Source organism: Lacihabitans lacunae (assembly GCF_042649125.1).
Classification (GTDB): Bacteria; Bacteroidota; Bacteroidia; order Cytophagales; family Spirosomataceae; genus Leadbetterella; species Leadbetterella lacunae.
Genome location: NZ_JBHRYQ010000001.1, coordinates 4,090,159 through 4,113,891, shown reverse-complemented (window position 1 = coordinate 4,113,891; position 23,733 = coordinate 4,090,159). Strand labels below are relative to the sequence as shown.

The window sequence follows — 23,733 nt, the reverse complement described above, 5'->3', positions numbered from 1 at the left end:
TCGTATTTTCATACAGAAAGGAAGAGCCTCGGTTCTTCCTTTTTTTTGTGTAAAAAAAGCATAAGGTCTAAAACGAAAAATGCCAGAAGCTTGTGGCTCCCAGCAAATTTCAATCTATTGTTATAATTAATCCTAGTCGTCTAATAAGCCGAGTGCAAACCAGTTGGCAATTGCCTGTCTGTTGTCTGCGACTAACAATCTCTTTCTGTCAAACTCGTTTGTAATATTTCCTAATTCTATAAATACTACTGGTGGCTCTGACTGCTTGATAGTCCAAAGGCTTCGTGGCTTCACTTCTCCAAAATACCCTCTTCCTGACTGCACTTCTTCGTATTTACCTTTTATTGTTTCGTACATTTTGCTTGCCATAATATGGCTCTCGTGATTTTGATCATTGTAATAGAAAAATATATCTACTTTATGATCTGAGTATCTTGAGTCAACGTGTGTCTCTATTACGCGTTGTTTTTTGTATCCTTTACGAGCATTTTCAGCATATAGGTCATTAATGATTCTTGTTCTTTGACGTAATCGCTCCGACTGGTTTCTTGGAATAGCGTCTCCGCCCCAAACTACTTCGTCTTTGTCCATTTCTAAATACATGTCGTCTCTAATGCCGTCGTTTTCGTCTCTAACAATCATGTACACTTTAGCTCCATGACTTATCAGATTTCTCGCTAGGCGTAAACTTACGTCGTAAGCATACTCGTCTTCACATATTTTTTTGCCGTCTACAGTAGCTACCGCACCTGGGTCTGGCCCACCGTGGCCGCTTATGATATAATAAACTTGCTTGGTTAGCTTATTATCTAAAACTGGGGTATTTGCGTATTTATCACCAAAAATCGAATATTCGTAAACGTTAGAATTATTTTCGGGATTATAAAATGAACACAGGACAAACACAAATACAATACTTAGGAAAGAGAATACAGTTTTTTTCATCTTTTTATGGGTTATATTAGAAAAGCAACAATCGATATTATTCGACGTTTGATAGTACAATTTTCAAATACTGTGCCAAAAAATTCATTTACTTTAAGAATTACATTATTTTTGTTAAAAATAAAGAACGAAATGAAATCTAAATTCAGTAGAATATGTGTAGTTTTTTTTACTACACTCACGTTATTTAACTGCAAAAACAACAGCAGCGAAAACACAACCTCAAACTCAGAAATAATTGATAGTAAAACCAATAGCACACCTATAAAAGCTCCCGAGTTTAATTCTGACTCGGCCTTTGCTTATGTAGAAAAACAAGTAAACTTTGGGCCGAGAGTACCTGGCACTGCTGCTCATAAAAAATGTGGCGATTGGCTTTCAAATAAATTTAAAAGCATGGGATTAGAGGTCATAAATCAAAACTTTACGGCTATCACTTACGATAATAAGTCAATTCCTGCCCGAAATATCATAGCTAGTTTTAACCCAAAAGCTACCAAAAGAATAATTTTAAGCTCGCATTGGGACTCTAGGCCTTTTGCAGACAAAGACCCCTCAAACAAGACCGGAGCTATAGATGGAGCAAACGATGGAGCGAGTGGCGTTGGGGTTATGATAGAAATAGCGAGACAACTTACCGCAGACTCATCCATGTCAAACCTAGGCGTTGACTTTATATTATTTGACGCCGAAGACTGGGGTGCACCCGAAAGCTACACCAAAGAAGTTAAGCACCCATACGGAGGCTATTGCTTAGGGTCAGAATATTGGTCTAAAAACCTCCACAAGCCAAACTATACTGCTTTTTATGGCATTTTGTTAGATATGGTGGGTGCCAAAGATGCTACGTTTAGACATGAAGGTGTTTCTATGCAAGTTGCCCCAAGTGTGGTAAACAGCATCTGGGCCAATGCCTCAGAGCTGGGCTTCAGTCAGTTTTTTGTTTCGCAAGAAGGCGGCTCCCTTACTGACGACCACGTACCTGTGATTCAAAATGCTAAAATACCGATGATAGACATCATAGATTTAAGACCTACAGAAAATACTTTTTTTGAACATCATCATACACATGGTGATAACATAGACACCATAGACAAAACCACTTTAAGTGCGGTTGGTAAAACATTAATGTTTACTTTTCTGAAAGAAAACGCAAACTTGTAAAGCCCAAATAAAACCTACCTAAAAAAATGAAAAAAAGTATCGTCGTAGTACTCCTTTTGATTTCAAAAGTAACTTATAGTCAAAATTTAGATTACGAAAAACTATCGCAAGAATTTGGAAGAAAGCATCTAAGCACTTTGAAAGAATACCTTTCTATTCCCTGCGATGCAAACTACAAAGCCGATATTTTAAAAAATTACACTTGGGTAGAAAATCAGTTTAAGCAAAGAGGATTTACTGCCCGAACGCTTCCTACACTAACTTTACCGGTGTTGCTGTTAGAAAAAAAATCTAGAAATGTGATGGCTCCTACCCTCATGTTTTATTACCACTCCGACGGTCAACCCGTAAAAAACAGCGAATGGTTTCAAGAAGACCCATTTAAGCCTGTTTTGAAACAAAAAGATGCAAATGGTGATTGGAAAGAAATACCCTACAGCTCATTAGAAGGGAAAATTGACCCTGAATGGCGAATATTCGGAAGGGCATCATCTGACGACAAAGGGCCTGGCGTGATGCTATTGGCTGCTTTAGATGCCATGGAGGCCTCAAAACTTAGCCCCAATTACAATTTAAAAATTGTGGTAGATTTTGAAGAAGAAAAAGGCTCTGTAAGCTTACCTTCCCTAATAAAACAATATAAATCTGACCTTAAGTCTGACCTGCTTCTGATATTTGACGGACCCGCTCATGCGTCTAACTTGCCCACTATTACATTTGGAGCAAGAGGCATTTCCACAGTTACATTAACCACTTACGGGCCGTATTTGCCTCTACACAGCGGCCACTATGGAAACTACATTCCTAACCCGGCACTCCGTATGGCCAAGCTGCTGGCAGACATGAAAGACGACGAAGGAAGAGTCACCATTCCGGGATTTTATGAAGGTATTAAATTAGACGATGCCACTCGCCTGAAAATTAGTACTGTACCAGACGACCTCGCGGCCTTGAACACCCGAATGGGAATAAAAATCCCGGACCAAGTGGGCCAAAACTACCAAGAGTCATTGATTTACCCTTCTTTGAATATCAGAGGATTGAAGTCTGGTGAAGTTGAAAAACTTGCAGCTACCATTATTCCAAATACAGCAATAGCTGAAATAGACATTCGGATAGTAAAACAAAGTAATCCAGACTCATTGCTCTCTAAGCTCAAGAAATACATAGTTTCTAAAGGCTTTTACATCACCACCGAAGATCCCAGCCCCGAAGAACGAGCAAAACATAACTTAATCTGTAAGTTTAACACAAGACCAGCTTATGGTGCATTTAGCACTGAAATGCAAAGCAAAAATGGACTTTGGCTTGAAAAAGCAATTAGCAAAACTACAAATGCTCAGGTTGTAAAACTCCCTACTATGGGTGGTTCGGTTCCTATTTCGCCATTTGTAAGCGAACTTGGGGTAGAGGCTGTAATTATTCCGACCGTAAACTCTGACAACAACCAACACAGTGCCAACGAAAACCTCCGCTTGGGAAATTACTTCGATGGTATAAAAACTATGATTGGCTTACTGTCTGAACGATATTAAAAAAACAAGCTTTCCGTTTTTGTGTTTAAAGATAAAAAGGGCATTTTTCAGAAATGCCTTTCCAATAATTCGTATTATAATTAAGTTTGCAGAAATTTCCATTAGATGAATAGAATTACCTCTCTTTTTAAAGAAAAAAGCCAAAACGTATTAAACATATATTTTACAGCTGGTTTTCCGACGCTAAACGATACGCCTGACATATTAAAGGCTCTGCAAGTAGGTGGAGCTGATATAGTAGAAATAGGTATGCCATATTCAGACCCAGTGGCAGATGGAGAAACCATACAAGACTCTAACCAGGCGGCTCTCGAAAACGGTATGTCGATAAAAGTGCTATTTGAACAGCTTGAAAACATCAGAGCCGAGGGCGTTACCCTTCCAATAATTTTGATGGGATACCTAAACCCCGTATATCAATATGGAATTGAGAATTTCTGTAAAAAATGTAAAGAAATAGGCATCGATGGATTAATACTTCCTGACCTGCCAGTAGACGAATATTTTAGAGAATACAAGGCGATTTTTGAAAGCTATGGTATCCTTAACATATTCTTGATTACGCCACAAACGAGCGAAGACCGCATCAGAAAAATAGATGAAATATCAGATGGATTTATCTATATGGTGTCGTCTGCGAGTGTGACTGGGGCCACGTCTGGCATAAATGCGGGAATGGAAGAATACTTTAACAGAGTAAATGCCATGAACCTCAAAAACCCTCGCCTAATAGGTTTTGGAATAAAAGACAAGGAAACGTTTTCAAAGGCTGCTAAATATGCCTCAGGAGCTATAATAGGCAGTCAGTTTGTAAGAATCATTGGCACTTCCAAAAATCTTAAGGAAGACATTGTTACTTACGTAAAGTCTCTTAGATAAAAACCAAAAAAAAAGACTTCCAATGGAAGCCTTTTTTTTACTTAAACCAAAGAAAATTATGAAGTTCAGGAGGTGTTACCCTCCCTTGTCCCGATAATTTTTGGTTTGAGTTAATAATTATTTATTCAACAACTCGTCAAACGATAAACTCACGTAGTACATAGAACCTACAGAAGCACTACCAAACGCTTGTACGTAAGGCTTACCTCCAATATTGCTACCTCCTACTTTAATTACCGACTTGATAGTTGGCACTTTGAAACTAACTTGAGCATCAATGTTATTGATAGCTGGTACTGTAGTGTTAGAGAATTGATTTACACTAGTAGTGGTAGGTACCATAAAGCTAGACTCCCATAAGAATGCGTCTTGATGTTTAAATGATACATTGAAACCAACTTTATCTCCGCTACCGATAGTCTTACCAAATCCTAAGTTATATCTGTATTTGGCAGTGTTAAATCCTGCGTATTGTTGCTCTGGAGATGGCGTAAAGTTTTTCAAATTGTTATTCGCAATGTTGAAACTCACGTTGTATCCGTTTTTGATAGCATAGTTTAAGCTAGTAGCCCATCCATCTACTTTGATAGTTTCAGAAGTATTTGCTACTCTGCTATATCCAACTCTAGTAGAAGCACTAGCTACACCAGACTCAATTGGTAAGCCAGGACCAGCAGCTGCAGTAGGTACGATTACACTTACACCACCAATGAAGTTTTTGTAAGTACTCGTATAGTAATATGCATCCACAAATAATTTTTTAGCAATCAAACCTTTATACCCAATCTCGTATGAGCTGATTCTTTCAGGAACAAGGTCTTTTTTCTGATACTTAGGAAGTTCTTTTGCTAAATATGCAGGTGCAACTTGATTGGCAACAGCAGTGACTTGTTTAGTAACTTCTGCAGTAACCAATGCTCCTAATTGTTTTGTAACTTCTGCGGCTATTAAAGCTGGAGCTTGTGAAGCAGGAATTGTTCCCGCCTGAACCTGAGCAGTTATAGCGGCTGTAACAGCTGCAGTAACAGAAGCTTGAGCAGCAGCGATTACACCAGCTTGTATTTGAGGTATAGCTGGAGTCACAGCTGCTGTGGCATATGCTGTTGCACTGGCTATGGCTCTTGACTTAGCTTCTGATGAAAGAAACTGTGAGTTTAAGCCATTTTTTGCAAAATCAGTTAACACTTGAAGAGAAACTCCTGAAGCCAAGTTATATCTTGAATCAAACTCAGGCAATGCACCAATCAAAACACCCTGTGGAGTTTTTAAGTCGATGTATTGGTTTTGAGTAGTAGGAATTCTGTATCCAGAAAGGTATGATAATCTGATGTTGTTTTGACCAAAAGAGAATACACTTGATACTCTAGGAGCTAATTGAAGGTCAAAATTTTGGTTTTTATCACCTCTCAATGAAGCCGTAAGTTTCAAATGGTCATTAAATAAACTCTTACCAGCTTGAATAAATCCACCAGTTTCGTTAATGTTAATTACACCATTTCTTGCATTACCGTTTTCGTCAGGTTTATTGTCTGAGAATAAAGTACCACCAGACCTAAGTGAGTAAACTCTGTGGTTTAAACCTACCATTAAGTCCATAAACTTAATTTGGTTTTTGAAATTATAGATCCCTTCAGCATGGTATAAGTTAGTTCTATCTAAAAACGCACTACCGTTATTTGCAATATTTGTCTCTCTATATTTAGTAAACAAGGTATTGTAAGCATCAGTACCTGGCTTAGGCAAATTGTCGTCCGCTTTAGCTCTAGCTGTTAAAAAAGCTGCATCATTGCTTTGTCCAGCCAATTTTTCTCCAACATAAGTCCCTAAATAATCAGCAAACCATAAAGCATGAGGCTTTACTTCATTTAACATACCTACTGCTGCAAGGCCTGCCACATAAGATTGCCCAGATCTTTCTTGTGTAGTATAGGTTCTCAGTGTAAAGTTATCTCCTCTTAGTTCTAACTTTCCTTGTGTAAGGTTAAAGTTCCTAAGTGAATATCTACCCGTTCCTGTATAAACTGTAGTACCATAGCCATAATTAACCTGTCCTACTAATTCAACTTTCTCATTAACTCTATAGTGAAGGGCAGCATTTGCTTTTAAACTTTTAGTGTTGTAGTCTACCAAGTCTCTCTCTGCAAAACCTGTTCTACTTACAATTTCATTTACAGGTATTAAACCTGCGTTCAAAGCACCTTGTATGCCTGCTTTTTGAGCGGCAGTAGCAGCTGGATTAGCTAAAATACCATTTGCAACTGCACCTAAAGTAGATTGAACTTCGTCTCCATAGGTGTTTACGCCATCGTAGTCATTGTCTACACCAGCTCCACGCAATCCGTTTTCAACACCACCTACGTTAAGGTTGGTATTGCTTGATGCTTGCCAGTCTTGAGCTCCGATATATGCTACGTTTACTTTGTATGCAAATTTGTTATTGATCGCTTTAGCATATCTTACCGAAAGATCATAAAAAGGAGTAGTTTTAACATCTCTGTTACTTGCACTCATTATACCTGACTTTATATTAGCCGATAATCCTTGGTATAAAAATGGACTTTTTGAATTCATTAAGATTAAACCATTGATACCGTTTGGTCCATAAAGTGCCGATGCTGCACCCGGAAGAATCTCAACACTTTCTACGTCAAGTTCAGGAATACCCACGATATTATCAATCGGGAAGTTAAGACCAGGAGCTTGGTTATCCATTCCATCAATCATTTGGACTGTTCTAGGGTTACCCGTAGCACCAAATCCTCTCATGTTAATAGACTTAAATAATAGCCCTTGGGTGGTCATGTCCACACCTTTGATATTCGCAAGACCATCATAAAAACTCGCCGAAGCTGTTTGTTTGATATCTCTGATATCCATTTTTTCAACAGTTACCGGAGCCTTCATAATGCTCTCTTCTACTCTTGAAGCAGAAACTACCACTTCTTGTCCATATATATCTTGCGATACTAGGCTGATGTTAATAGTCGCATTTTCAGAGTTTACGGTGTACTCTTGTGTTTGGTATCCCACAGATGAAATCACCAATGGAATTGGTAAAGGAGTAGTTGTCGAGAACTCGAACTTTCCTTTGATGTCAGTGATAGTACCTATCACTTTTCCTTTGACTTGAACACTAATTCCTACAAGAGGTTCTTTAGTTTCAGAGTCTGTAATAACACCGGTTATTACGGTTTGGGCCGAGGCCAAAAATGGAAGCACTAGTAGGAATATTAATCCCAATAGGTTTTTTTTGGGGAAAAAGTAATTTTTCGTCATACATTTTGGTTATTTAGTAAATCATTATTGATGTATCGTACCTTCAAATTTAAGAAAGATAAATTATTTCAATACAATTTTTTCAAAAAAAAATTATAAAAAATGAAACTTCAAAACATTTACTTGACTTTTGCCATAATTTTTATGGCATTTGGTGCTCATTCACAAAAAAAATACGAACTCACGACCCCATTTGACGAAAAAAACATCCCTGCAGCTCCAAGCTATCAAAGTCTAGATGAGTGGGCAGCACACCCAGGAAAGGAAGATCCGGCAGATTTAGTGCCTAAAAATAGGATCGGTTTAAAAAACCAGCAGAGTGTAGCTGAGGCAGATGTTTTTTTTATTTACCCGACTATCTATACCCAAGAACCGAACAACAATTATACTTGGAATGCGGACATTAATGATACCGATTTAAACCAAGCAATAGATAACGGAACTATTAAAAACCAAGCGAGCATTTTTAATGGTTCTTGTAGGGTTTTTGCCCCCCGATATAGACAAGCACATTACTCCGCTTTTACCTCTTCTGACAAAGAAAGCTGTAAAAAATCTCTCGACTTGGCATACGAGGATATAAAGGTTGCTTTTGATAAATATTTAGAAAATTTTAATGAAGGAAGACCAATTGTGATAGCAAGTCACAGTCAAGGCACGATTCATGCTATACGATTACTGAAAGATTATTTTGACGAGAAACCTTTAAAGAAACAATTGGTAGAAGCTTACCTTGTAGGCATGCCGATACCGTCTAATATATTTAAGGAAATTCCTGTTAGCAAAAATGAAAAAGATACGGGAGGTTTTGTAACTTGGAATACTTTTGCGGAAGGGTATATTCCAACCTATTATAAAAATGGATTAGACAAGGCAACTGTCACCAATCCATTAAGCTGGAGTACAGACAACCCAAAGGAAATTAGCAGACAAAAAAATTTAGGAGGAGTAGGCAGAAAGTTTAATTTAATAAATAAAGCGGTAGACGCAAAAACCCACGAAGGTTTGCTTTGGATAGGCAAGCCACACATACCTGGTGCAGGTTTATTAAATATAAAAATATGGCATTTTGCAGACTATAATCTTTTTTGGATGAACACAAGAGAAAATGTAGCTTTACGAATAAAACAGTTCAAAAATAAACAACAATAATATGAACAACACCAACTATTTGATTATCATGGCTGGCGGTGTGGGTACCAGATTTTGGCCTTTTAGTAGACAAAGTTTCCCAAAGCAGTTTCATGATGTTTTAGGTACTGGTAGTACACTTATCCAACAAACCGCTAGTAGGTTTGATGGAATTTGCCCACAAGAAAACATCTTTGTGGTAACTAGCGAAGACTATTACGCTATCACAAAAGAGCAATTGCCTTTTTTGAGTGACGAACAAATTTTATTAGAACCAAGTAGAAGAAATACTGCTCCATGTATAGCCTATGCGTGTTATAAAATAGCAAAAAAAGACCCCAATGCCAATATTATAGTGGCACCGGCAGACCATATCATTCTTAAAGAAGAAGAGTTTAAGGCACGCGTAAATGTGGGACTTGATTACTCTAAAAACAATGACGTGCTGGTAACTTTGGGTATTACGCCTACACGACCAGATACTGGATACGGTTATATTCAATTCGAAGAAAAAGCAGATCATGGTGTACATAAAGTAAAAACTTTTACCGAAAAACCAAATTTAGAATTAGCTGAAATGTTTCTTTCGAGTGGCGACTATGTATGGAACGGCGGTATTTTTATTTGGAGTTTTAAATCGATAAAAAATGCATTCACAGCTTATCTGCCTGAAATAGCAGACGCTTTTGCGATAGCCCAAAAACATTTTTACACACCTAAAGAGCACGAAGCCTTAGATATAGCCTACCAAAGATGCAAGGCAATATCCATAGACAATGGCGTAATGGAAAAAGCAGATAACGTTTATGTGGTATTGTCAGACATTGGCTGGTCTGACCTGGGTACTTGGAAGTCTGTATATGAAAACTCAAACAAAGATGAAAATGAGAATGTAATAGATGGTAAAACTATGCTTTACAAAACAGATAATTGTGTAGTAAAAATGCCAAAAGACAAACTAGTAGTAATAAATGATCTGAGTGGATATATAGTAGCCGAGTTTAACGATGTGCTAATGATTTGCAAACTCGAAGATGAGCAAAAAGTGAAGCAGTTCGTAGCTGACGCTGAAAGTCATGGAAAGCATTTTGTTTAATATTCAATATTACTTCATAAAAAAAGAGGAGACCGAAATCTCCTCTTTTTTTATGTCTTATTTCAAAAGAAAAAACTACTCGATAACTTTTGGAACCATAAAATATGACTCGTTTTTTTGAGGTGCATTAAATAAACCTTCTGCTCGTGTTAATTTATTATCCGCCACGTCTTTTCTATACACATTGGTTTCGGCATGCATGTGAATAAGGGGCTCCACTCCTTCTGTATCTACTTCGTTTAGTTGATCCATCCAGTCTAATATTTTCTCAAAATCACCTGCCATTTTAGTTTTTTCGTCTTCGCTTAGTGCTAAACGTGCCAAATGGGCCATTTTTTCTATTGTCTTTAATTCTATCTTCATTTTTTGCTGGCGTTCTTTTTTTCTACGTAACTGTCTAATTCGCTTTGGATTATTTGATAAACCTTGGCTTTAAAGTAATCTAAATCTACCTTTGTGTACCCCGTAGTTTCTATGGGTTCATGCACTACAACTTTCGGAATGCCCCAATTGAGACTGGCCTCTGGCATAATTTCGTACAAATTTAAGAAACTTATCGGAACTAAAGGTACTTGAGCGTCAATCGCTAACAAAAAAGCTCCGTCTTTAAATGGTTGGAGCATTTGCGGAATGTGTTTAGAAAGAATGCCCCCCTCTGGCATTATAAACAAACTCCTGCCTGATTGAAGGGCTCTTTTAGATCGCAAAAGCGAGGTACTCCTGCTGTTTTTATCACTCCTATCAACTTGTATGTGCAGCTTAGCAAACACATACCCGAGCAGCGGAATGTTTTTAACAGAACTTTTCCCCATATAGGAAAAATAGTTGCGTACCACACGCATACCAATGGCTACATCTAAATATGAGAAATGGTTTGCTACAAAAACATAGGCCTTGCTTTTGTCTGGCGTAAACCTATGCTCAATTTTCACAGGCATACCGGCTATCGGAAAAAACAAATCCGCCCAAAGGTTGGTAAGCTTTGTACCGTACCTATTGAGCGGTTTTATTTTTATACAAAAAAGCATAAATGGAAAGAGCACTAAAAATATAGCAACTAACCAAAATATACACCAAATATTATAAATCTTAGATAAAACAGAACCCAATACTTTTGAAATCACTTTCATTATGGCTTCTTAATCTTCTTTTACGTGCTTAATCAACTCAACAGGTTTTGTAGTATTTTTCTTCATTCTGATATTTAGCATTTCCACTAAAAACGAGAACGCCATTGCAAAATACACGTATCCTTTTGGTACATGCACATGGAATGCCTCAGCTACCAATAAGGTACCGATCATTACCAAAAACGAAAGTGCAAGCATCTTTACGGTAGGGTGTTTCTCCACAAAGTCTCCCACGTTTTTGGCGAATAACAACATCGCAATGGTAGACAATACCACAGAAGCGGCCATAATCGGAATAGAGTTTGTCATACCCACAGCCGTTATGATAGAATCAATAGAGAAAATCACATTGATAACCGTAATGTCCATTACCGCACGCGAAAGACTTGCAACTACACCAGGCTTGCTAGAATCCATATCGTCTTCTTCACCTTCCAGTTTATGGTGAATTTCTGAAGTGGATTTATATAACAAAAATACGCCTCCAATCAACAAGATCATGTCTTTTCCACTCATACCCATATCTACAGGTAAGCCTAAGTCTTGCAGATTGAATAGGTCTTTTTCTAATCCTAAAATAAACCCTAAAACAAAAAGTAGCCCAACACGAATAGCCATAGCTGACAGCAATCCAAGTCTCCTTGCTTTCGCTTGGTCTGCAGGCTCTAGCTTTCCAGCAATAATCGAAATAAAAATGATGTTGTCTACCCCAAGTATAATTTCAAGCAACGTAAGCGTAAAAATACTGGTAAAAGCGGCTGTGGTGAGAAGTTCTTCCATGTATGTTGTTTAATTTTTTACACAAAAATAAAATTAATCTGTTAGCTTATTCTATTAAAATACACTTTTTAATATTTCTTACTAAAATCGTCCGCAGACTTGTTTATTTCTTCCTTTGAAAGTTTTTTAGAGCTGACCGCAATCCTGTATCTAAACGTGACTGATTCTCCTTTTTTGAGCGTTAAGTTGAGTTCTTCTTTTCCATTAGTAAACACCTTTACGCCTAGTGGGTTTACACTAAAAAGTCCGTAACCTCTGGTATGCCAATAGGATGGATAAGAAACATTTTTAGGGTGGTCAAGTATAGTTATAGAAATGTCCTCACTTCCGATATTTCCTTGTAAACTTACCCATTCTGATTTTTTGCCCCAAGTGTCTTCTCCCATTATTCCTTGTGCGTTTACGTAGTTTCCACTGATGCCGTCGTTGTTAAGACTTGGCACTTTGGTAGCCAAACCAGAAGCATCTGTAAATATTTCGGGCTTGGTGCTTGGCAACTCAAGTTCGCGAGCTACTCTTATGGCAAACAATCCGTCTTTGATGTCTTTAAATACTACCTTGTCCACTGCTGCAGTCAATGTGGTTATGCGGTCCACCACATTCGAAGTACCGTCGCCCGAAAAAACATATTCGGTCTTTTCTGTAAGCATCAGCTCTCCTTTTTTGTCTAACCAATCTGCCGTAACGGCTATTTCTCCGCTTTTCTTACCTGATTTAATTTTCGATACGCCCGTGTGCACAATTGTACCAAAAACGCGATTTGTTCCTTCTTTTTCTATTTCTATGGAGTTGTTCCAAAAATCGTGACCGTTGGCGTCTTCGTAGTTTAACCAAACTCCCACATGATGCGGATGGTCCACACGCTCACCTTTTCTGGGGTCTAAAGGCCACCCCCGGGTTACGGCGGTTCCTTGAGGCGAAAACACAGGGTATAAAACTGCTTTTTTTAACACGTCTTTCCCCGGGTAGAAATAATTAGTAAATAACTTATCTCCAATAGTTACGGAGATTTTCTTCTCCGAAAGGTTTTCAGAGATTTTAACTTTCTGCTGGGCCACAACTGATAAAGTCAACAAACACAAAAAACTGGTTTTCTTAAACATAATATTTGTAGGGTTGAATATAAAATTTCAAACAAAAATACGTGTCTGATTTACAATAAAAAATATATCTAGATTTTTAAAACTAAAAAAGCGACCCGAAAGCCGCTTTTTTTAATTATGTCAATTTCTCAGTACTTACTTAATAGTAAAACTCGTTTGGCCAATTCTGAAACCATCCGCATAAAGCTCTACTTTATAGGTTCCTTTTTCGTAGTTAGAACCTCTGTTATAAATAAACTCAACCGTTTGACCTGAGTTAGAATACATGATATTTTGCTTGGCCGTGTAAATAGTTTCTTTGCCACCGAAGTTAAATGCTCCTGAGCCAGTAGCCATGTCAGAAATAACGCTCCCCGTTGGATCTACCATACGCATATAAACCGTTTTGTTCTCTTTTTTTGTCAATGGGTTCTCGGCAAGTTTAAAAGCCACTTTAACTCTATCAACTCTTCTGGCCTTAAATTCTTCTCCGTCACGCTCTTTACCTCTTGAGTTAATTGCAGATACCGAATAGTTCATTGGTCTAAGTGCAGCCGCTAAGGTAACTTTTTCAGAAAGTTCTTTATTTTGAACTCCTACCCTATACACCGAGTCAGATAGAGCCTCTTTAACAGACTTCAATTCTGAATTTGATGACTTCAAACCTGAATTTTCAGAATTTAGAACTTGGTTTTGGTTATTTAAGATTGCATTTTCTTCTCTAAGCTTAGCCAATTCCGCGTCTTTTTCTAAGAGCAAAGCCTCATAGTTTTTGATTTTAGCTTGAAACTCCTTTGAGCTGAAGTTTTTTGAACTCATCAACTGCTTTTTGTCGCGTTCTAGCTGAGCCTTTAGTGCTTCTAACTCCTCTACTTGTCCGCCTAAAGCTGTTACTTCTGCTATTTTGGCATCTAACTGAGCCGAAATAGAGTCAAGCTTGGTGTTTGTTCTGAGTAATTCCTGTGTTTTTTCGGTTATCGAAACATTCTTTTGAGTTGACTCTTGCTTTTCATTAAAATACAAGTATCCAAATATTCCAGCCAAAGCGAGAGCCAAAATCAACCCAGCTTTTACTACTGTATTGCTACTTTGATTATTTTCTTCCATAGGTAAATTGTTATTTTAGGTTAGATTATTAAAGCAAAAATAGCCTTTTATTTTATATAACATACTAAAAACGAATTTTCGCATGCAATATTGAGATATAGCGGTTGATATTCTCTTAGAATAGCTATTTTTACGACAATTGAAAACCCGAATCACCTTGAATACCATTTTTCGTAAAAAAGAATACCTCATAGTATTAATAGCCGCACTTGGCTATTTTGTAGATGCTTACGACCTCATTTTATTTGTGGTTATAAGAAAAGCCAGCTTAATTGACTTGGGAATATCCGAGCAAAATCTAAGTCAGATTGGACTCTCACTTTTTAACACCCAAATGGTCGGGACATTTCTCGGTGGTATTTTTTTCGGGATATTAGGAGACAAAAAAGGAAGACTATCGGTCTTGTTTGGCTCAATATTGGTTTACTCAGTTGCCAATCTTTTAAACTCCCAGGTGCAGGAGCTATGGCAATATTATGCACTCCGATTTATTGCGGGGTTTGGCTTGGCCGGTGAATTGGGTGCGGGCATCACCTTGGTGTCAGAGGTCATGCCTCAAAAATACAGGGGATATGGAACGGCAATAGTAGCAGCCACTGGAGCTGCAGGAGCTTTTGCGGCAGGATTACTCGGGGATATTACTCCATGGCGATATTCCTATTTCATAGGCGGTAGCATGGGGCTACTTTTATTATTTTTAAGAGTAAATAGTTTTGAATCTTCGTTATTTAAATCCGCAAAAAGCTCTAACAAAAAGCACGGAGATTTCTTATCCTTATTTACAAACTCAGACAAACGAAAACGTTACCTGAGCAGCATTATGATAAGTTTACCTATCTTTTTTACCATAACTATATTGATGCAACTAGCACCTGAAGTAGCGGTTCAGTTAGGCATAAAAGAAGAAATTAGCTCAGGAAAGGCCGTAATGTTGGTGTATTTGGGACTTACTTTGGGTGACCTTAGTTCTGGACTTATCAGCCAATATTTAAGTAATCGAAAACGTACAATTCAATATTTTTTACTTTTTGGCTTAGCCATAATTTTATTCCATCTAAATAGCCATGGAATAAATAAAGAAACACTTTATATTACCTATGTTTTATTGGGATTAGGTGCAGGATATTGGGTGAGTTTAATCACGTTGGCGGCCGAGCAGTTTGGTACAAACCTTAGAGCTACAGTGGCTACCACTATTCCAAACTTTGCAAGAGGTGCCGTAGTACCCATTGCGATATTTTACCAATGGACCATCGACCAATTTCAGTTAAGTACACTACATGCTGCAACAGTAACGGGAGTAATATGTTTTATCTTGGCATTTACCGCTACATTTTTTATTAAAGACACTTTTCACAAAAACCTAGACTATCTAGACTGATATGGCATTAATTTCAAAGAAAAAAATCCCTTTTAAGATTTCACCTAGACTGCGAAAATACTTAGTTAAGTATGAAAGAGAAAAAGAATTGCCTTTGAGATACAATGACCTTCAGAGGTTTAACAACAAAATAATACTTTACGACAAAAACGGTAATGACACCCTTTGGGAGACGGTTTTTTACCCCCAAAACGACATGAACGAGATTTATGAAAACCTAAAATCTATATATGCCGACTTAAAAACCGATGGAAACGAAGAAGTAATTAAGCACTTAGTAGTAGATCGCGTAGATATTTGTACGTACGCCAATACACTCCCTTTCAGAATCCGGATAATCAACAAAGTAAACGACAACTACGATTATTTTTATATCAAAAACGCAGATGCGTCGCGAGTGTATGGATTAGAACTCGAACATTTGTTATCTCCCAATGTGATATCTTATGTAACTCATAATGAAACTTTGGTAGAAGAGCATATTGCAGGTATAACGGGTGACCTTTTTATCCAAAACCACTTACACGATACCAACTCAAATCCCATTAGGTTAGCCAAAGAGTTCATAAAATTTAACGAAAGGTGCTTTGTAAGATTACTTGGAGACATGCATTCTTCTAATTTTGTGGTCATTATTACCCCTGATTTCGAAGATTTCCATTATCGTATAAGAGCCATTGATTTTGACCAACAGTCATACGAAGGCTCAAAGTCGGTATATATGCCGCAATATTTTAAACAGAATTTGCCGATTATAGAATTAGGAATGAAATATATGACGCCTGAGTCTGTCAAGCAATATCAAACCGAAGAGCGATCACTAATTTCGAATAGAATGAAAGCCGAAAAAGTTAGATTACACGACCTAATTGAGTGTATGAAAAGAGACAAGATTTTTTTTGACGAAAACTTATTAAAACTCAAAACAGACTTAGCTCAGCACTACAAATTGGAGAAGTTTATGAGTTGTCAAAATATGGGCGAGGTATTAGAAATGAGCCTTCAAACCATTTCTGGATCACATTAAGACTTCATAAAACGAGCTAATAGTATTTCCATCAAAAGAAACACCAAGGCTAGTAGAATAAAGTATTTCCAAAGTGGCGTACCTAATGTAGTGTCTCTAAATGCTTGCACAAAACTGCCGTCGGTTACGTCATCGTGCACGATAACATTTGGGTTGTTTTCGAAAATGTCTTTCAGTTCGTCAGATGTATAAACATCTAGGCGAGACTCGTTTTGGTCGTGATTGAGAGCAATTACCTTTTTGGCCTGTCCGTTTATTTCTAAAGTATAAAAACCTGAAGTGTAAGCTGGGTCATGATTTACTTCAGCACTTTTAGGCAAAGTCAATTCTAACGTCTTACCATACAAACGCTGCACAGGTATCATTTCAAAATTGCCATTTTTTAGTTTATAAGTAGCATTTTTAGGTGCATCAGGCATAAAAAACTTTAGAACTTGGTCATTAAACCTATATGAAAGACGCTCTGGCTTGGCACTCAAATAGGCCATTTTGTAAAAAGTAGGCACAAAATAAGCATGCTCTTGGAAATTACCGTAGGCACTACTAAGCGGACTCGATAATAGGTATATATTACCATCCCCTACTTTGGTTTGAGTTAGAAAATTCTTACCGTTTTTATATACCAAGAGCTTATTAGCAATACCAGACCAAACGACTTTAGGCGAACTTTTAGGCAAAGAAACGGCCATATTAGAAGCTGCTCGTTCAAAAACTCCTTCGAAGAAAATGTTAGATTTCTCAGGCTCCGCAAGTTCTGAAAGTGTCTGTGCGGTGGGCACATCAGAAATATCCGAAAAAGACTGAATGCCATATTTACCTAAAAAAGTGGCATAACTACTCACTGAAATATTTTCACCAGGGATAATCCCCAAACTACCACCATCCGCAATAAAAGCCTCAAGCTTTTCTTTAACACCGCCATCTATACTGTTTGCTCCTTCTAAAATCACTAAGTCTGCGTTTTGAATAACACCCGGATCTACATTAGATAAACTCGCCGAAGTGTAATTAAAAAGGCTATCGTTGGCATACATTTTACCAATGTAGTCTTGTTTACTTTTATTTCCATAAAGATGCAGCACCCGAATGGTCGGAGAAGCATTTAAAACAAAGAAATAATCGTTGTCAAAGGTGATGGGTTGATCGTCAAATTCTATTTTGGCTTTATGTGTTCCTCTATCTTTTACCGTAAAATTAAAAGTAGCTGAGGCAAACGCGTTTGGAGAAATATTAACCGAAGATGTAGAGGCTTGAACTCCATCTAAAATTAACTTAAGTGGCAGCTTTTCAACTGTTGTATTACCTGAATTAAAGACTTTTACATTCAAAACATTGTTTTGCATCTCCCTAACCACAGGCACACTTAGCCAGACAGAATCCACAAAAACGTTTTGAGAAACTTTGCCCAACACTGGAATAATATGAACTTGATCTAAAGAATCTACTTTAATATTAGAAAGCTTGCCTGCTGTACTTTTTTGAAAATCAGAAAACCAAAAAAAGTGATTTGCACCAGAAGGGTTATGTTTGTTTGCAACCGTTTTTTGTCTTTTATAAACTTGTTCAAGCGTGCGTGGAGCTTCAGAATATTTAAGTGTAGTAAGTCTGTCTTTAATCTTATTTGCTCCTTGCACAAACTGATCTTGCCCATCAAAATCATTGGTGGTGAGCTGTACATTAGAAGACCTATTAAAAATAGAAAGAAGCTCGTCAACCTTTATAATAGCCAAGTCAAAGAAATGCTTGCCCTCAGTGACATTTTCCATCGACAATGAATTGTCGATATAAATACCATTTATTCCGCTGCTTTGGGCTTTTATTTCGGCCCCTTTGAACCATATAGGTTGAGCAAATGCCAAAACCAAACATGCTAAAAACAGCATTCTGGCAGCCATAATTAGCCACCTTTTGAGTTTCCTAAACGAAGAAGTTTGGGTGTCTACCGCTTTTAATAGCGATACGTTGGAGAAAAATATCTTTTTTGTTCGTCTAAAATTAAATAGATGTACGATGAGCGGGATACTCAAAGCCAACAAACCCCATAAAACTCCAGGAAACAAAAATTGCATAAAGCGTTTTTATCTTTTTAAATATACTTTCAATAAACCTACCTAAATATATCCAAAAAAGCGAGTGAACGATCTTTTGTATCTATAAAAACAACAAAATAATTATATTAAACCCTAGTGCTAATGTTATCATACATTTGAACCATTGTAGTTTTCAAATCGTATTTCCAATCCCACGTCGGATAATGCTCCTTAAATTTCGTAAGGTCTGATATATACCAAATGTGATCTCCAATACGGTTATCATTGGCATACGAGTAATTCATTTTATTACCCGTGATTTCCTCACAAAGATGAATCCCTTCGATCATAGAAACATTAGAGAACCTTCCACCACCAGCGTTATATACTTCGCCTGGCTTAGGATTTTGGTAAAAATGCCAAAACATATTCACTAGGTCCCATGAGTGGATGTTGTCTCTTACTTGTTTTCCTTTATAACCAAAAATAGTATATGGATTGCCCGTTATGGCACATTTCATTAAATAAGCCAAAAATCCGTGCAATTGAGCTCCCGAATGGTTAGGGCCTGTAAGGCAACCACCTCTAAATACACCCGTTTTCATTCCAAAATAACGGCCATACTCTTGCACAAGTACATCTGCAGCTACTTTAGAAGCCCCAAACAGGGAGTGTTTTGTGTGATCAATGCTCATTTCTTCATCTATCCCATTTTTAAAATAGGCATGATTTTCATCAATCTCCCACCGAGTTTCTTGCTCAATTAATGGCAAGAAATTGGGATTATCACCGTATACTTTATTGGTAGAAGTAAATATAAAAACTGCCTCTGGGCAATACTTACGAGTGCTTTCTAGCATGACGAGTGTACCATTGGCATTAACAGTAAAGTCTGTGTATGGTTCTTTCGCGGCCCAGTCGTGACTAGGCTGAGCGGCCGTGTGCACCACTATCTTGATATCAGTGCCATATTCAGCGAATATTTTACCAATTGCTTCCTCAGATCTGATGTCTGCATTATAGTGAACATAGTTTGGATACGCTTCAGATATTCGCGTGCGGTTCCAGTCAGTAGAAGCTTCCTTGCCAAAAAAGTACTGCCTCAGGTCATTGTCTATACCAATAACTTTATCAAACTTCTCGCTTAAAAAAGCAACTGACTCACTCCCTATTAATCCTGCAGAACCCGTAACTAATGCTATGTTCATTTGAATGTGGTATAATAAAAATGATTTTATGGTGCCTAATTAAACATTAGCCATAAAATCACATTAAATAATTTATAGTATAAAAAATTACTTGGCAGTGGTATCCGCTGCCACAGCTGGCCCTTCAGTAGGAGCAGAAGCCGGTGCACCGTAAAGCTTATTTTTGATAGCTGTTGCTCTTGCTTCATTTTCAGGATTTGGCGTATACACATTTTTCAATTGTGCAGCTGCCGAATCAGGCGAAACGCCATAAACTCTTTCGTTGTCTTTATTTAAATCATCTTGCTCAATCCTATTGTTTGATTGATAGCTACAAGAAGTCAATGCAACTAGAGAAGCGAATAATATTATAATGCTGTTCTTTTTCATTATGAAGCTTATATCTTTTAAATTTGCACAAATTTAAACTTAGCATTTCAAAAAGCCAAAGTTTATTTCAACATTATAACGTAGTTGTTTACATTTAGAAGTTTTACCGTCATAAGTAGAAAGTCGATTTAAAATAAAATTTAATAAAATACCCCATTTTTATAGATGAAAAGATTTGATGTAGTGGTAGTTGGTGGTGGCATAGTAGGATTGGCTACGGCTTTAAACCTTTTGAAAAGTAAACCAACCTTGCGATTATTGCTTTTAGAGAAAGAAAATGCCTATGCTGCACATCAAACGGGCCATAACTCAGGTGTGATTCACTCTGGCTTGTATTACAAACCAGGTAGCCTAAAAGCCACAAACTGTATAAATGGCTATCATATGTTATTAGATTTTTGTAGAGAAAATGAAGTACCATTTGAGCTTTGCGGAAAAATAGTAGTGGCTACATCAAAGGAGCAATTACCATTGCTAGAAAACTTGTATAACCGTGGAATAGAAAATGGCCTCGGAGGCTTAGAAAAGCTAAATGTAGGTCAAATGAAAGAAATTGAGCCCCATGTGTCGGGAATTGCCGGCATAAAAGTACCTCAAACTGGAATTATAGATTACACCACGGTTTCGCTTAAATACGCAGAAAAAATACAAGAACTTGGAGGCGAACTACACCTCTCAGAAAAAGTAACGTCTATTTCTGAGCTTAACTGTGTCTCTACTGTAGTTACCACCAAAGGAAGTTATGATACCACTTTGGTAATAAACTGTGCGGGCTTATACTCAGACAAAGTTGCGGAACTTACCGAAAATGAAAAAATCAACGTAAAAATAGTACCTTTCAGAGGCGAATATTTTGAACTAAAGCCCGAAAAACGTCACTTAGTAAAGCACTTAATTTATCCTGTTCCGGACCCTAACTTCCCTTTCCTTGGTGTGCACTTTACACGTATGATTGGTGGTGGCGTAGAAGCAGGCCCAAATGCAGTTTTGGCATTTAAAAGAGAGGGATATACCAAATTAGCCTTTAACTTCAGTGAATTATCAGAAACTCTCAGATGGCCGGGGTTTCAAAAAGTAGCAGCTAAGTACTGGAAAACAGGACTAGGCGAATATTACAGATCTTTCTCAAAAGCTGCGTTTACAAAAGCCCTGCAAGAGCTTATTCCAGAAATACAAAAAGAAGACTTGATACCCGGAGGTGCAGGTGTAAGAGCCCAAGCGTGTGACAGAGAAGGAGGACTTTTAGATGATTTCTCAATTTTAGAAAACAAACAGGCCATAAATGTGTGTAATGCACCTTCGCCTGCCGCCACTAGTTCATTGGCGATTGGAAAAACTGTAAGCGAAATGGCTTTAAAAAGGCTATAATTATTAGTCTATAAATTTTATAGAGTAAAAAAGAGCAAGAATATAATTTATAAACCTTAGCTTTGTTTTTTGATATTTTAACTCATAAATGACAACAGAAACTCTTATTATCCTAAATCTAATGTTTTATCTCATAGGCTTTGCGGTCTTGTTTGGGATCAAACCTTCAATTTTAGGTGAGTTTTCAGGTTGGATTTCTTTGGTTATAAATATACTGGGTGTCATATTTTCTTTTAACCTCAAAACATTGGTTTTTGAAGACTACCTCATACATTATAATTGGATTGATATAGGTTCCACCAAATTTAACTACGGTTTCTTGGTCAATAATCAGACGATTTTCATGTATGGTTTGGTGCAAACTATAGGTGTATTTGTACAGCTTTTTTCAATAAAATACTTAAAAAACGACCCGCGAATATCAAAATATTTTGGTTTCCTAAATCTTTTTTTGTTTTCAATGTTGGGTTTGGTGGTATCAAGCAATCTACTACAAATGTTCATCTTTTGGGAACTAGTAGGTTTTTGCTCATTCTTATTAATAGGGTTTTGGTACCACAAAAAATCGGCTAATGATGCCGCAAGAAAGGCATTTATAGTAAACCGAATAGGTGATGTTTTCTTTTTGGTGGGTATCATGATGCTATATTTACTCACAAACACACTCGAGTTTTTTGAAATAACGGAAGCTTTGCAATACAAAAGCATGCCTGGGTTTGACTTTATGAGCCTAAATGCTCAGCGAGACCTTTGTGTATTTTTTATATTTGGAGGTGTAGTAGCTAAATCAGCTCAGTTTCCATTACAAATATGGCTTCCAGATGCCATGCAAGGGCCTACGCCTGCATCGGCATTGATACATGCCGCCACAATGGTGGTAGCGGGAATATTTTTATTGGGCCGAATTTCACCCATAATAACTCCTGACGCAGGTTTTGTAATAGCCCTGACTGGTGCCATCACGAGCGTGATTGGTGGCTTTTCTGCAATATTCCAAAACGACATCAAAAAAGTACTGGCCTACTCCACCATCTCTCAGTTAGGTATGATGGTAGCAGGCATGGGCATAGGGTCGGTAGGAGCCACTTTCTTTCACTTGACTACGCATGCGTTCTTCAAAGCAGGTTTGTTTTTGTGTGCAGGAGCAGTCATTGATTATTTTCATCATGAGCAAGACATGCGAAAAATGGGGAATTTAATCAGAAAAACACCGGCTATTTTTTATGGGTATCTGATTTGTGCCGCCTCTATTATCGGCTTGCCCTTTACGTCTGGATATTTATCAAAAGAAAGTTTACTCAATGCCTTCGTGGCCTACGGCTGGTCAGAAAACTTGGTAACTTACAAAATCATCATCCCGATTTTGATCGGCATTTCTGCTTTTTTTACGGCATTTTATATGATCAGACAACTGGTTATGGTCTTTTTTGAAAGACAAGAAAATCCGGTAGAAAAAATGATTGATAGCACCAAACGGACCATGGAAGGCGTCTATAAGACGTTTCAAGATTTATTAAACGCCGATGAGGACAATACGAAAGAAGGTAGCATTGTCCTATTTTTGCAAAACCTAAGCGTTTTTGAAGTATCTATTTTAAGTTTGAGTTTTGCCTCTCTTTGGTTGATATTTTCGCCTAGCCCATTCTCTTATCATGAATCGTGGTTTTTAGAAAATTTCAAACATCAAACTATTGAATTTAATTGGATACCCATTTCGGCATTTGGCATATTTCTTATGGCTCTACTGATTTCTTACAATACAACATCAAGTGAAATAAGGGCTTATTATCTAGGAGAAAAACCTGAAGGTGCCAAGAGAACCTTCTATCTTTTGGGGTACCATAATTTTTATATTGATAAATTTCTGAGTAAAACTTTCGAAAGAATAATATTGGGTAAACCAATAGCTCAAATAAGCCGATTGATAGAAACCGAAATCTCATTTTATTATTTAAAAGGATTGGGAAATCTGATACACTCTTTTGAGAAAAAAGGGATAGATTCAGTTGTGACTAAACTTAGTAATGGTTTACTACAGTTTTCAAAATTTAGCCTTTTGATAGAACAGACTATCATAGATAATACGGTCTTAAAAGTGTCTTCTGGAATAAAAAATATCGGAGATAAGCTCCGACGAGTGCAAGAAGGAAAGATGCAATTATATATATTGAGCATGGTTATCATTTTAGTGACAATTATGCTTTTAAAAATTTTCATATTCTAAC

At 37.3% G+C, this 23,733-nt stretch carries 19 protein-coding genes; 9 read left to right on the top strand and 10 right to left on the bottom strand.

What is annotated here, in order from left to right; all coding sequences use genetic code 11:
* Positions 1–132 precede the first annotated feature (132 nt).
* A complete protein-coding gene (locus ACFOOI_RS17635; RefSeq protein WP_379839367.1) occupies positions 133–945 on the bottom strand; it encodes an N-acetylmuramoyl-L-alanine amidase family protein in 813 nt (270 codons plus the stop codon).
* Positions 946–1,077: 132 nt separating this feature from the next.
* On the opposite strand from ACFOOI_RS17635, the gene ACFOOI_RS17630 reads away from it, so the two are divergent.
* From ACFOOI_RS17630 to trpA, 3 genes are all read left to right on the top strand, one after another.
* Positions 1,078–2,109: a M28 family peptidase gene (locus ACFOOI_RS17630; protein WP_379839365.1), complete on the top strand. Its 1,032-nt coding sequence runs from the start codon at positions 1,078–1,080 to the stop codon at positions 2,107–2,109.
* 26 nt (positions 2,110–2,135) lie between these two features.
* A complete protein-coding gene (locus tag ACFOOI_RS17625; protein WP_379839364.1) occupies positions 2,136–3,644 on the top strand; it encodes a M20/M25/M40 family metallo-hydrolase in 1,509 nt (502 codons plus the stop codon).
* A gap of 105 nt (positions 3,645–3,749) precedes the next feature.
* Positions 3,750–4,523 (top strand): tryptophan synthase subunit alpha, encoded by a 774-nt coding sequence (gene trpA / locus ACFOOI_RS17620; protein ID WP_379839363.1) that lies wholly within the window; start codon positions 3,750–3,752, stop codon positions 4,521–4,523.
* Between the two features lie 117 nt (positions 4,524–4,640).
* Here the strand turns inward: trpA and ACFOOI_RS17615 are convergent, their stop codons facing one another.
* On the bottom strand, positions 4,641–7,799 hold the full coding sequence (locus ACFOOI_RS17615; protein ID WP_379839362.1) for a carboxypeptidase-like regulatory domain-containing protein: 3,159 nt from the start codon (positions 7,797–7,799) through the stop codon (positions 4,641–4,643).
* Positions 7,800–7,901: 102 nt separating this feature from the next.
* Here ACFOOI_RS17615 and ACFOOI_RS17610 point away from each other — a divergent pair, with 102 nt between their 5' ends.
* Both ACFOOI_RS17610 and ACFOOI_RS17605 read left to right on the top strand, forming a co-directional pair.
* On the top strand, positions 7,902–8,951 hold the full coding sequence (locus ACFOOI_RS17610; RefSeq protein WP_379839361.1) for a DUF3089 domain-containing protein: 1,050 nt from the start codon (positions 7,902–7,904) through the stop codon (positions 8,949–8,951).
* A 1-nt stretch (position 8,952) separates the two neighbouring features.
* On the top strand, positions 8,953–10,026 hold the full coding sequence (locus ACFOOI_RS17605) for a mannose-1-phosphate guanylyltransferase (protein ID WP_379839360.1): 1,074 nt from the start codon (positions 8,953–8,955) through the stop codon (positions 10,024–10,026).
* A gap of 75 nt (positions 10,027–10,101) precedes the next feature.
* Here the strand turns inward: ACFOOI_RS17605 and gatC are convergent, their stop codons facing one another.
* From gatC to ACFOOI_RS17580, 5 genes are all read right to left on the bottom strand, one after another.
* The gene (gatC, locus tag ACFOOI_RS17600) at positions 10,102–10,389 is read right to left on the bottom strand and encodes an Asp-tRNA(Asn)/Glu-tRNA(Gln) amidotransferase subunit GatC (protein WP_379839359.1); all 288 of its coding nucleotides are present in this window, start codon (positions 10,387–10,389) and stop codon (positions 10,102–10,104) included.
* Positions 10,386–11,156 carry a lysophospholipid acyltransferase family protein gene (locus ACFOOI_RS17595; RefSeq protein ID WP_379839358.1) on the bottom strand — a complete coding sequence of 257 codons (771 nt, stop codon included), beginning with the start codon at positions 11,154–11,156 and terminating at the stop codon, positions 10,386–10,388. The genes gatC and ACFOOI_RS17595 overlap by 4 nt, the downstream gene beginning before the upstream one ends.
* A 9-nt stretch (positions 11,157–11,165) precedes the next feature.
* The gene (locus tag ACFOOI_RS17590) at positions 11,166–11,936 is read right to left on the bottom strand and encodes a TerC family protein (protein WP_379839357.1); all 771 of its coding nucleotides are present in this window, start codon (positions 11,934–11,936) and stop codon (positions 11,166–11,168) included.
* Between the two features lie 68 nt (positions 11,937–12,004).
* On the bottom strand, positions 12,005–13,039 hold the full coding sequence (locus tag ACFOOI_RS17585) for a DUF6807 domain-containing protein (protein ID WP_379839356.1): 1,035 nt from the start codon (positions 13,037–13,039) through the stop codon (positions 12,005–12,007).
* A gap of 135 nt (positions 13,040–13,174) precedes the next feature.
* Positions 13,175–14,125: a hypothetical protein gene (locus ACFOOI_RS17580; RefSeq protein ID WP_379839355.1), complete on the bottom strand. Its 951-nt coding sequence runs from the start codon at positions 14,123–14,125 to the stop codon at positions 13,175–13,177.
* A gap of 157 nt (positions 14,126–14,282) precedes the next feature.
* Here ACFOOI_RS17580 and ACFOOI_RS17575 point away from each other — a divergent pair, with 157 nt between their 5' ends.
* Positions 14,283–15,506, top strand: coding sequence for an MFS transporter (locus tag ACFOOI_RS17575; RefSeq protein ID WP_379839354.1), 1,224 nt, complete (start codon positions 14,283–14,285; stop codon positions 15,504–15,506).
* 1 nt (position 15,507) lies between these two features.
* Positions 15,508–16,533 carry a hypothetical protein gene (locus ACFOOI_RS17570; protein WP_379839353.1) on the top strand — a complete coding sequence of 342 codons (1,026 nt, stop codon included), beginning with the start codon at positions 15,508–15,510 and terminating at the stop codon, positions 16,531–16,533.
* Here the strand turns inward: ACFOOI_RS17570 and ACFOOI_RS17565 are convergent.
* The 3 genes from ACFOOI_RS17565 to ACFOOI_RS17555 form a co-directional block, all read right to left on the bottom strand.
* Positions 16,530–18,602 (bottom strand): BatA domain-containing protein, encoded by a 2,073-nt coding sequence (locus tag ACFOOI_RS17565; RefSeq protein WP_379839352.1) that lies wholly within the window; start codon positions 18,600–18,602, stop codon positions 16,530–16,532. The two genes, ACFOOI_RS17570 and ACFOOI_RS17565, sit on opposite strands and share 4 nt — an antisense overlap.
* A 107-nt stretch (positions 18,603–18,709) precedes the next feature.
* Positions 18,710–19,771 (bottom strand): NAD-dependent epimerase/dehydratase family protein, encoded by a 1,062-nt coding sequence (locus tag ACFOOI_RS17560; RefSeq protein WP_379839351.1) that lies wholly within the window; start codon positions 19,769–19,771, stop codon positions 18,710–18,712.
* Between the two features lie 87 nt (positions 19,772–19,858).
* Complete coding sequence (locus tag ACFOOI_RS17555) at positions 19,859–20,140, bottom strand: hypothetical protein (RefSeq protein WP_379839349.1); 282 nt, start codon at positions 20,138–20,140, stop codon at positions 19,859–19,861.
* Positions 20,141–20,305: 165 nt separating this feature from the next.
* On the opposite strand from ACFOOI_RS17555, the gene lhgO reads away from it, so the two are divergent.
* Together lhgO and ACFOOI_RS17545 are read left to right on the top strand one after the other, a co-directional pair.
* Positions 20,306–21,508, top strand: a complete 1,203-nt coding sequence (gene lhgO, locus ACFOOI_RS17550; RefSeq protein ID WP_379839348.1) for an L-2-hydroxyglutarate oxidase — start codon at positions 20,306–20,308, stop codon at positions 21,506–21,508.
* 88 nt (positions 21,509–21,596) lie between these two features.
* Complete coding sequence (locus ACFOOI_RS17545) at positions 21,597–23,732, top strand: NADH-quinone oxidoreductase subunit 5 family protein (protein WP_379839347.1); 2,136 nt, start codon at positions 21,597–21,599, stop codon at positions 23,730–23,732.
* The last annotated feature ends 1 nt before the right edge of the window (position 23,733 follow it).